Here is a 13,765-nt window from a genome sequence, read left to right as displayed (position 1 = left end):
GCAATTCCGCGACCGGCTTTTCGTGCGCTTGGGTAAGTCTTTACTATTGGCCCGACCCTGTGTCTCGGGTCCGTTCTCGCAGCTCAGCATCTATTGCCAGTGCCATGTTCGACCGATGAACCGGGCTCCTTCGCCCGGCGAAGGAGAATGATGACCGACAATGATCCTGGCCCGACCACGACGGCGAGCTCGCCACCGGGTTCCGCGTTGAGTTCCGTTCTACGGCAAGATCTTCCGGCGTCGCTGGTGGTGTTCCTGGTCGCGCTGCCGTTGTCGCTGGGTGTCGCACTGGCCTCCGGTGCCCCGGTCGTGGCCGGGTTGATCGCGGCGGCCGTGGGCGGTGTGGTCGCCGGGCTGCTCGGCGGATCGTCGATTCAGGTCAGTGGGCCCACGGCCAGTCTGGCCGTGGTGGTCGCGGGCGCGGTGCAGCAATTCGGCTGGGCCGCCATGTGTTTCATCACCGTCGGGGCCGGGGTGTTGCAGATCCTGTTCGGGCTGAGCCGGGTCGCGCGTGCCGCGCTCGGCATCGCGCCGGTGGTGGTGCACGCCATGCTCGCCGGGATCGGTGTGATCATCGCGCTGCAGCAGGTGCACGTGCTGCTCGGCGGGACGACGGTGGGCTCGCCGTGGGCGAGTGTGCTGGCACTGCCGCATCAGGTGATGTCGGTGCACGGCGGTGGCCTGTTCGTCGGTCTGCTCGTGATCGCCGTGCTGATCGGCTGGCAGTACCTGCCGCGGCGGGTGCGGGTGGTGCCGGGACCGCTGGTGGCGGTGGTCGCGGCGACGGTGGTGTCGCTGGTCCTGCCGCTCGGTGTCGAACGGGTGCACCTGGACGGCTCGCTGCTCGAGGGCATCGGGCTGCCCGCGCTGCCGCACGGCGGCTGGGGGCCGATTCTGCTCACCATGCTCGCCGTCGCGCTGATCGCCAGCGTGGAAACGCTGCTCTCGGCGGTCGCGGTGGACAAGATGCGGCCCGAGCGGCGCACCGACTTCGACCGGGAACTGCTCGGTCAGGGCGCGGCGAACATGACCTCGGGGTTGCTCGGTGGACTGCCCGTCGCGGCGGTCATCGTGCGCAGCATCACCAATGCCAACGCGGGGGCGCGCACCAGGGCGTCCACTGTGCTGCACGGCTGCTGGGTGCTGGTGTTCGCGCTGGCCCTGGTGGGGCTGGTGCGCCAGATCCCGACGGCGGCGCTGGCCGGGCTGCTGGTGCTGATCGGGGTGCAGCTGGTGAAGCTGGCGCACATCAAGCGCGCGCGGCGCACCGGTGATCTCTACGTCTACGTCATCACGGTGGTGGCGGTGGTGGCGCTGAATCTGTTGCAGGGCATGGTGATCGGGCTCATCGCCTCGTTCGCGCTGCTGCTGTGGCGGGTGGTGAAGGTGAGTATCGAGGCCACCCCGCGCCCCGACGGCGGCTGGCTGGTCCGCGTCGAGGGGCCGTGCACCTTCCTGGCCGTCCCCAAGCTCACCGCCGAGCTGGCCAAGGTGCCCGCCGAGGCCGAGGTGACCGTGGAACTCAGCGTGGATTTCCTCGACCACGCCGCGTGCGACCTGCTCGCCGAGTGGACGGCCGAACGCGAATCCGTCGGCGGCACCGTGCATGTGGTCGAACTGGGCACCGCGCGGATGGCGCGCGCGCAGGACGGCCCGCCCGAACGTGGACAGGCGCGCAAGGCCGTCGACGAGGCGATCCGGCCGTGGCGGCGCACCGGGGGAGTCGACCCGATCGCGGCGGGCATCGCCGCCTACCACCGCGGCCACGCGCACCTGCTGCGCCCGCACCTCGACGGGCTCCGGCACCGGCCCGACACCGACACCTTCTTCCTGACCTGCGCCGATGCCAGGATCGTGCCGAACGTGATCACCAGCAGCGGACCGGGTGACCTGTTCACCGTGCGCAATGTCGGCAATCTGGTGCCGGTCGGCGGCAGCGATGTGTCGGTGGAGGCCGCGCTGATCTACGCGCTCGACAAACTCGACGTGCGCACGGTGGTGGTGTGTGGGCACAGCGGGTGCGGGGCGATGGAAGCGCTCTACGGTCAGGTGCAGGCCGGACCCGGGCTCGACGACTGGCTGGCCCACGCCCAGCCGACACTGACCGCCTACCAGCAGGGACACCCGGTGGCCGAGGCGGCGGCGCGGGCCGGATTCGGGCCGATCGACCAGCTCGGCATGGTGAACGTGGCCAGGCAGGTCGAGACGCTGGTCGCCTATCCAGCGGTCCGCAGCGGGATGCGCGAACGCGGGGTGGTGGTCTCGGGTCTGTTCTTCGACCTGGCCACCGCGCGGGTGATCGAGGTCACCGCCGAGGGGATCGCCGAGTTCGACGACCGGCGCAGCGGGTTGGCCGCGGAGCCGGTGTGAGCCCGGCCGGTGTGGGTCACACCACAGCGGGCCTGCGGTTATGGCGAGGCCCACTCTTTGTGCGGCACACTGGTTTTGCCATTTCTTTACCAATAGTTTGGATGGCCTGCCCGGTCCATCGTCGCACCGGGATTTCGTGAGCTTCACCGTGAGAAGCCGGTTCGCGGTCTCTGCCCGTACTGGACAAGTTGATCGTCGACCGACCTCGGCCGCGCGCCGAGTCGGCGAAGGAGAGTCATGTCTGTAGAAAACGATCTCGCACCGCCTCGTCCCGAGGCCGAAGTACCCGGCGGGTCTTCCCGCCCCGCGTGGCAGCGCACGCTGCTGCGCCACGATCTTCCCGCGTCCATCGTGGTCTTCCTGGTCGCGCTGCCCCTGTCGCTGGGCATCGCGGTCGCCTCCGGCGCACCCGTCGCCGCCGGACTCGTCGCCGCCGTGATCGGCGGTGTCGTCGCCGGTCTGCTCGGTGGTTCGGTCTTGCAGGTCAGTGGCCCCGCCGCGGGCCTGACCGTCGTGGTCGCCGAATCCATCGCCACCTTCGGCTGGCGTGTCACCTGTTTCATCGTCGTCGCCGCCGGGGTGTTACAGATCCTGTTCGGCCTCAGCCGGATCGCGCGTGCCGCGCTCGCCGTCGCCCCCGTGGTGGTGCACGCGATGCTGGCCGGCATCGGCATCACCATCGCGCTGCAGCAGATCCATGTGCTGCTCGGCGGGTCCTCGCACAGCACCGCGCTGCGCAATCTGCTCGAACTGCCCGGTCAGCTGCTGGACCTGCACGGTGGTGGCGCGCTGGTCGGCGCCACCGTGATCGCGGTGATGCTGGGCTGGAAACGTATGCCGCCCAAGCTGCGTGCGGTGCCGGGACCGTTGGTCGCCGTCGTGGCGGGCACCCTGCTCTCGCTGCTGCTGCCCACCGACGTGGACCGCATCGTCATCGACGGCTCGCTCTTCGACGCGCTGCAACTGCCGCACCTGCCCTCGGGCGACTGGTCGGCGGTGGCGATGATGGTGCTCACCATCGCGCTCATCGCCAGCGTGGAGAGCCTGCTCTCGGCGGTGGCCGTCGACAAGATGCACACCGGCCCACGCACCAATTTCGACCGTGAGCTGATCGGTCAGGGCTCGGCCAATGTGCTGTCGGGCCTGGCGGGTGGTCTGCCGATCACCGGCGTGATCGTGCGCAGCGCCACCAATGTGCAGGCCGGTGCGCGCACCCGTGCCTCGGCGATCCTGCACGGCTGCTGGCTGCTGCTGTTCTCGGTGGCACTGGTGGCGCTGGTCGAGCAGATCCCGACGGCCGCGCTGGCCGGGCTGCTGATCGTGATCGGCATCCAGTTGGTGAAACTGGCCCACATCCGGCTGGCCCGGCGCACCGGTGACCTGCTGGTCTACGTGGTGACGATCCTGTCGGTGGTGTTCCTCAACCTGCTCGAGGGCGTGATCATCGGGCTGGCCCTGGCCTTCGGCCTGCTGCTGTGGCGGGTGGTCCGGGTCCAGGTGAGCGCGGTCGCCCTCGACGGGCCGCGGTGGCTGGTGAGCATCGACGGTTCCTGCACCTTCCTGGCACTGCCGAAACTCTCCGGTGAGCTGGCCAAGGTGCCCGCGGGCGCCGACGTGACGGTGGAGATGACCGTCGACTTCCTCGACCACGCGGCCTTCGAGGCCATCGAGGAATGGCAGCGTCAGCAGGAGAGCAGCGGTGGCCGTGTCGATTTCGTCGAGATCGGCAGTGCGCGGATGGCCGGTGCGGCCGCCGCGCCGCCCGCGCGCGGGTTCGGGCGTCAGGTGTGGGACGAGCTGCTCGGGCCCTGGCGCACGCCGGAGCCCGGTGGGGACGTGGTGGCCGCCGGTGTCTCGGCGTTCCATCGCAGTCACGCGCACGTGGTGCGCCCGCACCTGGACGAACTGCGCGACAGCCAGGACCCGCACTCGTTCTTCCTGACCTGCTCGGATTCGCGGATCGTGCCCAATGTGATCACCAGCAGCGGGCCCGGTGACCTGTTCACCGTCCGCAATATCGGCAACCTGGTGCCGCTGCACGGCGACGATTCCGTCGAGGCCGCACTGGAGTTCGCGCTCGAGGAACTGGCGGTGCGCTCGGTGGTGGTGTGCGGGCACTCCTCGTGCGGCGCGATGAAGGCCGTCCACGCGGGCGCCGAGACCGCGGGCGGGCTGAACTCCTGGCTCGGGCACGCCGCGCCGAGCCTGGAGCGTTTCCGCGACGGGCACCCGGTGGCCGTGGCCGCCGGGGCGGCCGGATACGGCGAGGTCGACCAGCTGAGCATGGTGAACGTCGCCGTGCAGCTCGAGACGCTGCAGCGGCATCCGGTGGTGCGCCGCGCGATCGCCGAGCGCGGGGTAGTGGTCTCGGGTCTGTTCTTCGACATCGCGGGCGCGCGGGTGGTCGAGGTGACCGCGGAGACGGTCCGCACGATCGACGGGGAGCTCCCGGTCACGCTGTGATCCGGGGTCGAGCACCCGCGGCGGTCGGCTCGTAGTCTGGAACGATGATCAGCGAGCCGACCGCCGACGCCACCCGCGCCGACCTCGACTCCGGTGACCCGGGGGATTCCACCGAGGCACCGGACCGGTGGACACGTACCAAAGACCGCCTGCGCGCCTTCCGGGAACGCATCGCCGACCGCCCTACCCTGAACTTCGGCTATCGCGTCGTGGTCGGACTGGTCGGTGGCGTGGTCCTGCTCGTCGGGATCGTCACCATCCCGTATCCCGGCCCGGGCTGGGCACTCGTCTTCGCGGGATTCGGCATCCTGGCCACCGAGTTCGTCTGGGCGCATCACACCCTGCGGTGGGTCCGCGGGAAGTACCGGACCGTCATGGACTGGTACACCTCGCGCGGCTGGACGATCAAGGTGCTCGGGGCGGTGGCGACCTTCGCCCTCGTCGTCGTGACGTTGTGGCTGCTCGGCACATATTCGATGGTGGCAGGGTGGATCGGAGTCGATTGGCCGTGGTTGCACAGTCCCCTGATGTCGTGAGCACCGTCCCCGGACAGCGGCTCACCGATCCCGCGTGGGTCGCCGCGCGCATCGACGAGATGGGCCGCACCTGGGGCACCGACGTGCCCCGGGTCGCGGGCACGCTGTGGTGGTGCATGGTCGCCTCGACGCTGGTCGGGCCGATCACGCGGGCCTACGCGGTGGGCAGCCCGGCCCCGGTCGCCGCGCTCGGCGAATTCGACTGCGAGGTCCGCCCGGACGGCGGCGTCGAGCACGCGCGGTTCCGGCGGGTGCCGGTCGACGCCGACGGGCGTGCCGTGCGCTCGGATGTCGGCGGGGAGCGCGGCGCGTGCGCGGCCGAGGAGGTCGGCGACGCGCTGCGGGCCACCCTGGCCGCCGTGATCGCCCAGGTCTCGGCCGTCTCCGGGGCGGGCATGCCCGCGCTGTGGGCGATCGTGGCCGACGCCGTGGGCAACCGCGCACTCGACGCCGGCGCCCCCGAGGTGGGCGCGCGCCTGGCCGCCGATGTGGGCGCCCGGCTGTTGGCGCCGCGGTTCGTCACCGTCGGTACGCGCACCTTCGTCAAACGGATCTCCTGCTGCCTGGTCTACGAGGTGCGCGGCTGCCAGATGTGCACGAGCTGCCCGAAACGTCCCGCCGCCGAGCGGGCCGCACTCCTGGCCGAGACCGCGGGCCCGTCCAGCTGATCCGGCCGCCGTCGCCGGTCCGGCGTCGCCGGCGCCGCGCACCGTCCGGCGGCCGCGGCGCGTGTCCGCCGCACAACACGCGGCCCCGGTCCGTCGACACAGCCGGTCGACTCGCCCGATAGCATGGGCGGGTCGCAGGATGGACCCTGCGTAACTACCGGATGGACCCGGTAGACACCGACGTCAAGGAGAGCTTCCCCGTGACCACCTCTGCACCCATCAGTCCTGTCGCCCTCGTCCGGGTGCAGGCCGGGACTACCGCGGGCGCGGCGGTGCGGGAGTCGGGACTGCCGACCAAGGGCCCGGACACCATCGTCGTCGTGCGCGACGCCGAGGGCGCGCTCAAGGACCTGTCCTGGATCCCGGACGAAGACGTCGAGGTCGAGGCCGTCGCCGCGAACACCGAGGACGGCCGCAGCGTGATCCGGCACTCGGCCGCGCACGTGCTGGCCCAGGCGGTGCAGCAGGAGTTCCCCGAGGCCAAGCTGGGCATCGGCCCGCCGATCAAGGACGGCTTCTACTACGACTTCCGGGTCGAGCGCCCGTTCACCCCCGAGGACCTGGCCAAGCTGGAGTCCCGGATGAAGAAGATCGTCAAAGGCGCGCAACGCTTCTCGCGTCGCGTGGTCGAGGTCGAGGACGCCCGCGTCGAGCTGGCGAAGGAACCGTTCAAGCTGGAGCTGATCAGCGACAAGTCCGGCATCGACGACCCGGAGATCATGGAGGTCGGCGGCAACGAGCTGACCATCTATGACAACCTCGACCCGCGCACCGGCGAGAAGATCTGGGGCGATCTGTGCCGCGGCCCGCACATCCCCACCACCAAGTTCATCCCCGCCTTCAAGCTCACCCGCTCCTCGGCCGCCTACTGGCGTGGTGACCAGGACCGCGAGGACCTGCAGCGCATCTACGGCACCGCCTGGGAATCGACCGAGGCGATGGAGGAGTACCTGCACCTGCTGGCCGAGGCCGAACGCCGCGACCACCGCAAGCTGGGTCTCGAGCTGGACCTGTTCAGCTTCCCCGACGAACTCGGCTCGGGCCTGCCGGTGTTCCATCCCAAGGGCGGCATCATCCGCAAGGAGATGGAGGAGTACTCGCGGCAGCGCCACATCGACGCGGGCTACGAGTTCGTCAACACCCCGCACATCACCAAGGGCCACCTGTTCGAGGTCTCCGGTCACCTCGACTGGTACCGCGACGGCATGTTCCCGGCCATGCACCTCGACGCCGAACTCAACGAGGACGGCACGGTACGCAAGCCCGGCCAGGACTACTTCGTCAAGCCGATGAACTGCCCCATGCACAACCTGATCTTCCGCGCGCGGGGCCGCTCCTACCGGGAGCTGCCGCTGCGGCTGTTCGAGTTCGGCTCGGTGTACCGCTACGAGAAGTCCGGCGTGATCCACGGCCTGACCCGCGTGCGCGGCATGACCCAGGACGACGCGCACATCTACTGCACCAAGGAGCAGATGCACGCGGAGCTCACCACCACGCTGCAGTTCGTGCTCTCGCTGCTGCGCGACTACGGCCTCGACGACTTCTACCTCGAGCTGTCCACCAAGGACCCGAAGAAGTTCGTCGGCTCCGACGAGCTGTGGGAGGAGGCCACCGAGACCCTGCGCAAGGTGGCCACCGATTCCGGCCTGGACCTGGTGCCCGATCCCGGCGGCGCCGCGTTCTACGGCCCGAAGATCTCCGTGCAGGCCAAGGACGCGCTGGGCCGCACCTGGCAGATGTCGACCATCCAGCTCGACTTCAACCTGCCCGAGCGCTTCGACCTCGAGTACACCTCCTCCGACGGCACCAAGCAGCAGCCGGTGATGATCCACCGCGCGCTGTTCGGCTCGATCGAGCGGTTCTTCGGTGTGCTCACCGAGCACTACGCGGGCGCGTTCCCGGCCTGGCTGTCGCCGGTGCAGGTGGTCGGTATCCCGGTGGCGGAGAACTTCGCCCCGCACCTGGACGCGGTGATCGAGCGGCTGCGTGCGGCCGGGGTGCGCGCGCAGGTCGACCGCAGCGACGACCGGATGCAGAAGAAGATCTTCAACCAGACCGCCCAGAAGGTGCCGTTCATGCTGCTGGCCGGTGCCCGTGATGTGGAGGCGGGCGCGGTGAGCTTCCGCTTCCGCGACGGCACCCAGGTCAACGGGGTGCCGGTGGACGACGCGATCGCCACCGTCCTCCAGTGGATCGGTCACCGCGTGAACACCTCGCCCACCGCCGACGGGTTCGAGGTCGTCACCGCGTCGGAGACAGCATGAGCGAGAGTATTGCCTCCGAGGCGTCGGCGGGGTCGATCGCCGACGCCGGGGCCGGGCAGCCCGACCGGTTGCAGCGGCTGTGGACGCCGTACCGGATGTCCTACATCACCGGCGCGGTCAAGCCCAAGGACGCCACCGGGCACCCGTTCACCGATATCCCCAAGATGTCGGACGAGGACGGGCTGATCATCGCCCGCGGCGAACTGGTCTACGCCGTGCTCAACTTGTACCCGTACAACCCGGGGCACATGATGGTGGTGCCGTACCGCCGGGTAGCCGACCTGGAGGACCTCACGCCCGCCGAGAGCGCGGAACTGATGGCCTTCACCCAGCAGGCCATTCGCGTGATGAAACGGGTCTCCCGGCCCGCCGGATTCAACGTGGGCCTCAACCTCGGCGGGGTGGCCGGTGGTTCGCTCGCCGACCACCTGCACCAGCACATCGTTCCGCGCTGGGGTGGGGATGCGAACTTCATCACCGTGGTCGGCGGGGTGAAAGTGATGCCGCAGTTGTTGCGCGAGACGCGGCAGCTGCTGGCGGAGGCGTGGGAGGACTGACAACCGTGCTCAGCTTCTTCGGCCGCCAGACGTTTGCGAAAGCGACTGCGCCGCTGGGCAAAGCGCTCGTCCGTACGGGGCTGACCCCGGACGCGATGACACTGATCGGCACCACCGCGACGATCGCGGCCGCGGTGACGCTGTTCCCCTCGGGACACCTGTTCTGGGGGACGATGGTCATCTGGCTGTTCGTCATGTTCGACATGCTCGACGGCGCGATGGCCCGTGCCCGCGGCGGCGGCACGAAGTACGGCGCGGTGCTCGACGCCACCTGTGACCGGGTGGCCGACGGCGCGATCTTCGCCGGGCTGGCCTGGTGGGCGGTCTATCACGAGCAGAGCGAGCAGCTGTTCGTGGCGACGCTGATCGTGCTGGTCACCTCGCAGGTCATCTCCTACGCCAAGGCCCGCGCCGAGGCCAGCGGGCTCTCGGCCGACGGCGGGCTCATCGAGCGGCCCGACCGGCTGGTCATCGTGCTGGTCGGCGCCGGGTTCACCGGCATCGGCGGGTACTGGGGCATCGAGTGGCTGACGTACGCGGTGTACGTGGCCATGTGGGTGCTGGCGGTGCTGAGCATCGTCACGGTGTTCCAGCGGGTGCTCGCGGTGCGCAATTCGCCCGGCGCGCGCGTGGTCATCCCGCCGGCTCCGCAGCAGGACGCGACCGGGGGAGCGACGCAGTGACGCTGAACGAGCGAGTGAGCGACTGGGGCTACGCCGCGGGCTGGCGGCTGGTCCGCTCGGCCCCGGAACCCCTGGTGCGCAAGGTGTTCGACCTGGGTGCGGATCGGGCGGCCAAGGACGGCGGGCCGGTCCAGCTGCGCCGCAATCTCGCGCGCGTGCTCGGGGTGACGCCCGAGGAGGTACCCGAGGACCTGATCCGCGCCAGCATGCGCTCCTACGCCCGGTACTGGCGCGAGGCGTTCCGGCTGCCCAGCATGGACCACACCACCATCGACTATCACGTCGACGGGCTCGAGCACCTCGACGCGGCGCTCGACGACGGCCGCGGCGTGATCCTGGTGCTGCCGCACTCGGGCAACTGGGACATGGCCGGGGTGTGGCTGGTGCAGCACTACTCCACCTTCACCACGGTGGCCGAACGGCTGAAGCCCGAATCGCTGTTCGAGCGGTTCGTCGCCTACCGGGAGAGCCTGGGTTTCGAGGTCTTCCCGCTGACCGGCGGCGAGCAGCCACCGTTCGAGCAGCTCGCGCAACGGTTGCGCCGCAACGGGATCGTGTGCCTGATGGGCGAGCGCGATCTGACCGGTAAGGGGGTGCCGGTCGACTTCTTCGGTGAGCGCACCTGGCTGCCCGCCGGCGCGGCGAGACTGGCCATCGAGACCGGCGCCTCGCTGCAACCGGTGCACGCGTGGTTCACCACCGAGGCCGACGGCACCGAGGGCTGGGGCCTGAAAACCAGTGTGCCACTGGATGTCTCCGGTGGCGTGGCGGCGACGACGCAAGCGCTGGCCGACGCGTTCGCCGCGAACATCGCCGAGCATCCGGCCGACTGGCACATGTTGCAGCCACTGTGGGAAGCCGATCTCTCGCCGGAGCGGCTGGCCCGGATCGCCGCGGGCCGCACCGGTGGTGTCCGGTGAAGATCGGCATGGTCTGCCCGTACTCGTTCGACGTTCCCGGCGGTGTGCAGGCCCATGTGGTCGAGCTCGCGCGGGTGTTCCTCGAACGCGGGCACAAGGTGAGCGTGCTCGCGCCCGCCTCCGACGACACCCCGCTGCCCGATTTCGTGGTGTCGGCGGGCCGCGCGGTGGCGATCCCGTACAACGGCTCGGTGGCGCGGTTGTCGTTCGGGCCGATGGCCTACACCCGCATCCGGCGCTGGATCGACAGCAACGACTTCGACGTGCTGCACATCCACGAGCCCAACGCGCCGAGCCTGTCGATGCTGGCGCTCAAGATCGCCGAGGGCCCGATCGTCGCGACCTTCCACACCTCCACCACGAAATCGCTGGTGCTGAGCACTTTTCAGGGTGTGCTGCGGCCGTATCACGAGAAGATCAGCGGACGGATCGCGGTCTCCGAGCTGGCCCGGCGCTGGCAGGTCGAGGCGCTGGGGTCCGACGCGGTGGAGATCCCCAACGGGGTCGACGTGTCGGCGTTCGCGCGCGGCCCGCTGCTCGACGGCTATCCGCGCGCGGGCAAGACGGTGCTGTTCCTCGGCCGCTACGACGAACCGCGCAAGGGCATGGACGTGCTGCTGGGCGCGCTGCCGGCGCTGGTCCGGCGGCATCCGGACGTGCAGATCCTCATCGTCGGGCGTGGCGACGAGGACCGGCTGCGCCGCGAGGCGGGCGAACTCGCCGGGCACCTGCGCTTCCTGGGGCAGGTCACCGACGCGGAGAAGGCCGCGGCCATGCGCAGCGCGGACGTCTACGTGGCGCCGAACCTGGGCGGGGAGAGCTTCGGCATCATCCTGATCGAGGCGATGGCCGCGAGCACCCCGGTGGTGGCCAGCGAACTGGACGCGTTCCGGCGGGTGCTGCGCGACGGCACGGCCGGGCTGCTCACCCCGGTGGGCGATTCGGCGGCGCTGGCCGAGGCCATTGAGACCGTCCTCACCGACGAGCAGACCAGGGACCGCCTCGTGCGCACCGCCACCCAGGTGGTCGCCGGCTACGACTGGCCGGTGGTCGCCGAGCAGATCCTGCGCGTGTACGAGACCGTCACCGTCGGCGACGCCACCGTGCGGGTGGCCGGATGATCACCTTCTCCGCCACCACCGTCCTGATCCTGGGGCTGGTGGCCCTGCTGGTCCTCGCGCTCGGTGTCTGGGCCTATTCGACCGCCAACCGGCTCGACCGGCTGCACGTGCGTTCGGATCAGTCCTGGCAGGCCCTCGACGCGGCGCTGGCCCGGCGCGCGGTGGTGGCGCGCGCGGTGGCCATGGCGGTGGCCGGACCGGTCAGCACCGATCCGCTGCGCGCGGATCGCGCCACCCAGCTCGCGAGCCTCGCCGACCGGGCCGAACGCGCCGACCGGGCCGACCGGGAGACCATCGAGAACCAGCTCTCCGCGGCGCTGTCGCTGGTCGACATCGAACAGTTGCGTCCCCAGCTGGTCGCCGAACTCGCCGACGCCGAGGCCAGGGTCCTCATCGCCCGCCGCTTCCACAACGACGCCGTGCGCGACACCCTCGCGTTGCGCACCCGCCGTCCGGTGCGCATCCTGCACCTCGGCGGTACCGCACCGCTGCCGCACTATTTCGAGATCACCGAACGCGCGACCCCGGCCGCCGCGACCGGCCTGGAGGTGCACACCACCCGCACCACCGCCCGCGTCGTGCTGCTCGACGAGCAGGACCGGGTGCTGCTGCTGCGCGGGCACGATCCGATGGTGCCCGAGGTGGCCTTCTGGTTCACCGTCGGCGGCGGCGTGGAGCCGGGGGAGACCCTGCGCGACGCCGCGGTCCGCGAGATCCACGAGGAGACCGGTCAGCGGGTCGACCCGGCCACTCTGCGCGGACCGCTGTGGCGCCGCGTCGCGGTGTTCCCGTTCAACGGCGAACTCGTGCGCTCGGAGGAACTGTTCTTCACCCTGCGCGCCCAGCGCTTCGAATGGCGGCCCGCAGCGCTCGACGCGCTGGAGCGCCGCACCATCACCGATCACCGCTGGTGCGGCCCCGCCGACATCCGCGCGCTGGAGGACAAGGGCGAGGCGGTCTACCCGTACCACCTCGACGACCTGCTCGCCGAGGCCGTCGCGGCCGCCGCCGACGACACCGAACACGTCGTACGCTCGATCCGCTGAGACGCGGGCCACTCGAGCAGGCCAGCCGGGCCCGGTCGGCGCATCGTCGCTGGTCGTGGCAAGGCCAGTGGACCTCAACTGGCTATGAAGACCGAATTCGGGCGGCTCTAGAATCGACGGTGTCCACCACCGAGCGACCTGATTGGCGCCCATGACACAGGAGACAGCCGTGACTACGCCTGAGACCACCACCACCGTCGGCACCGCCCGCGTGAAGCGCGGCATGGCCGAGATGCTCAAGGGCGGCGTGATCATGGACGTGGTCACCCCCGAGCAGGCCAAGATCGCCGAGGACGCCGGTGCGGTGGCCGTGATGGCGCTCGAGCGGGTGCCCGCCGACATCCGCGCCCAGGGCGGCGTCTCGCGGATGAGCGACCCGGACATGATCGACGGCATCATCTCCGCGGTGTCGATCCCCGTGATGGCCAAGGCCCGCATCGGCCACTTCGTCGAGGCGCAGATCCTGCAGAGCCTGGGCGTGGACTACATCGACGAGTCCGAGGTGCTGACCCCGGCCGACTACGCCAACCACATCGACAAGTGGAACTTCACCGTCCCCTTCGTCTGTGGCGCCACCAACCTGGGTGAGGCCCTGCGCCGCATCACCGAGGGCGCGGCCATGATCCGCTCCAAGGGCGAGGCGGGCACCGGCGACGTGTCCAACGCGACCACCCACATGCGCACCATCCGCGCCGAGATCCGCCGCCTGACCTCGCTGTCGGAGGACGAGCTGTTCGTGGCCGCCAAGGAACTGCAGGCCCCCTACGAGCTCGTTCGCGAGGTCGCCCAGACCGGCAAGCTGCCCGTGGTCATGTTCACCGCCGGTGGCATCGCCACCCCCGCCGACGCCGCCATGATGATGCAGCTCGGCGCCGAGGGCGTGTTCGTCGGCTCCGGCATCTTCAAGTCCGGCAATCCCGAGCAGCGTGCCGCGGCCATCGTCAAGGCCACCACCTTCTACGACGACCCGGACGTGCTGGCCAAGGTCTCGCGCGGCCTGGGTGAGGCCATGGTCGGCATCAATGTCGAGGAGATCCCGCAGCCGCACCGCCTGGCCGAGCGCGGCTGGTGATCCATCGCCCGATTCCGTTCGGGCACTGAGGGTTTCGCTCCGGCGGACGTCGCATCGCGGCGTCC

General features: G+C 70.2%; 11 protein-coding genes. All 11 read left to right on the top strand.

Going from position 1 to position 13,765, the window contains the following annotated elements; genetic code table 11:
* Positions 1–147 precede the first annotated feature (147 nt).
* The 11 genes from ACFC06_RS07685 to pdxS all read left to right on the top strand — a co-directional run bounded on the left by ACFC06_RS07685 (position 148) and on the right by pdxS (position 13,700).
* On the top strand, positions 148–2,370 hold the full coding sequence (locus ACFC06_RS07685; RefSeq protein WP_375928923.1) for a SulP family inorganic anion transporter: 2,223 nt from the start codon (positions 148–150) through the stop codon (positions 2,368–2,370).
* A gap of 237 nt (positions 2,371–2,607) precedes the next feature.
* A complete protein-coding gene (locus ACFC06_RS07680; RefSeq protein ID WP_375928921.1) occupies positions 2,608–4,833 on the top strand; it encodes a SulP family inorganic anion transporter in 2,226 nt (741 codons plus the stop codon).
* Positions 4,834–4,877: 44 nt separating this feature from the next.
* Positions 4,878–5,369 carry a TIGR02611 family protein gene (locus ACFC06_RS07675; RefSeq protein ID WP_375928919.1) on the top strand — a complete coding sequence of 164 codons (492 nt, stop codon included), beginning with the start codon at positions 4,878–4,880 and terminating at the stop codon, positions 5,367–5,369.
* Positions 5,366–6,037 (top strand): (2Fe-2S)-binding protein, encoded by a 672-nt coding sequence (locus tag ACFC06_RS07670; protein WP_375928917.1) that lies wholly within the window; start codon positions 5,366–5,368, stop codon positions 6,035–6,037. The genes ACFC06_RS07675 and ACFC06_RS07670 overlap by 4 nt, the downstream gene beginning before the upstream one ends.
* Positions 6,038–6,198: 161 nt before the next feature.
* The gene (gene thrS, locus ACFC06_RS07665; protein WP_375928915.1) at positions 6,199–8,301 is read left to right on the top strand and encodes a threonine--tRNA ligase; all 2,103 of its coding nucleotides are present in this window, start codon (positions 6,199–6,201) and stop codon (positions 8,299–8,301) included.
* The gene (locus tag ACFC06_RS07660) at positions 8,298–8,858 is read left to right on the top strand and encodes an HIT domain-containing protein (protein ID WP_375928913.1); all 561 of its coding nucleotides are present in this window, start codon (positions 8,298–8,300) and stop codon (positions 8,856–8,858) included. Before thrS ends, ACFC06_RS07660 begins: the two co-directional genes overlap by 4 nt.
* Before the next feature lie 5 nt (positions 8,859–8,863).
* On the top strand, positions 8,864–9,541 hold the full coding sequence (pgsA, locus tag ACFC06_RS07655; RefSeq protein ID WP_375935271.1) for a phosphatidylinositol phosphate synthase: 678 nt from the start codon (positions 8,864–8,866) through the stop codon (positions 9,539–9,541).
* Entirely contained in the window at positions 9,538–10,461 is a 924-nt protein-coding gene (locus ACFC06_RS07650; protein WP_375928911.1) for a phosphatidylinositol mannoside acyltransferase, read from the top strand. The genes pgsA and ACFC06_RS07650 overlap by 4 nt, the downstream gene beginning before the upstream one ends.
* A complete protein-coding gene (locus ACFC06_RS07645) occupies positions 10,458–11,582 on the top strand; it encodes a glycosyltransferase family 4 protein (RefSeq protein ID WP_375928909.1) in 1,125 nt (374 codons plus the stop codon). Before ACFC06_RS07650 ends, ACFC06_RS07645 begins: the two co-directional genes overlap by 4 nt.
* A complete protein-coding gene (locus ACFC06_RS07640; protein WP_375935268.1) occupies positions 11,582–12,628 on the top strand; it encodes an NUDIX domain-containing protein in 1,047 nt (348 codons plus the stop codon). The genes ACFC06_RS07645 and ACFC06_RS07640 overlap by 1 nt, the downstream gene beginning before the upstream one ends.
* 151 nt (positions 12,629–12,779) lie before the next feature.
* Positions 12,780–13,700 carry a pyridoxal 5'-phosphate synthase lyase subunit PdxS gene (gene pdxS, locus ACFC06_RS07635; protein WP_186817437.1) on the top strand — a complete coding sequence of 307 codons (921 nt, stop codon included), beginning with the start codon at positions 12,780–12,782 and terminating at the stop codon, positions 13,698–13,700.
* Positions 13,701–13,765: the final 65 nt, after the last annotated feature.

It is taken from the genome of Nocardia sp. NPDC056064 (assembly GCF_042266925.1).
In the GTDB taxonomy this organism is placed as follows: Bacteria; Actinomycetota; Actinomycetes; order Mycobacteriales; family Mycobacteriaceae; genus Nocardia.
This window is presented reverse-complemented; position numbering and strand designations above follow the sequence as displayed.

Coding starts and splice junctions, on each gene's coding strand:
- ACFC06_RS07685 (WP_375928923.1), top strand. CDS start 148: ATGATGACCGACAATGATCCTGGCCCGACCACGACGGCGAGCTCGCCA.
- ACFC06_RS07680 (WP_375928921.1), top strand. CDS start 2,608: ATGTCTGTAGAAAACGATCTCGCACCGCCTCGTCCCGAGGCCGAAGTA.
- ACFC06_RS07675 (WP_375928919.1), top strand. CDS start 4,878: ATGATCAGCGAGCCGACCGCCGACGCCACCCGCGCCGACCTCGACTCC.
- thrS (WP_375928915.1), top strand. CDS start 6,199: ATGGACCCGGTAGACACCGACGTCAAGGAGAGCTTCCCCGTGACCACC.
- ACFC06_RS07660 (WP_375928913.1), top strand. CDS start 8,298: ATGAGCGAGAGTATTGCCTCCGAGGCGTCGGCGGGGTCGATCGCCGAC.
- pdxS (WP_186817437.1), top strand. CDS start 12,780: ATGACACAGGAGACAGCCGTGACTACGCCTGAGACCACCACCACCGTC.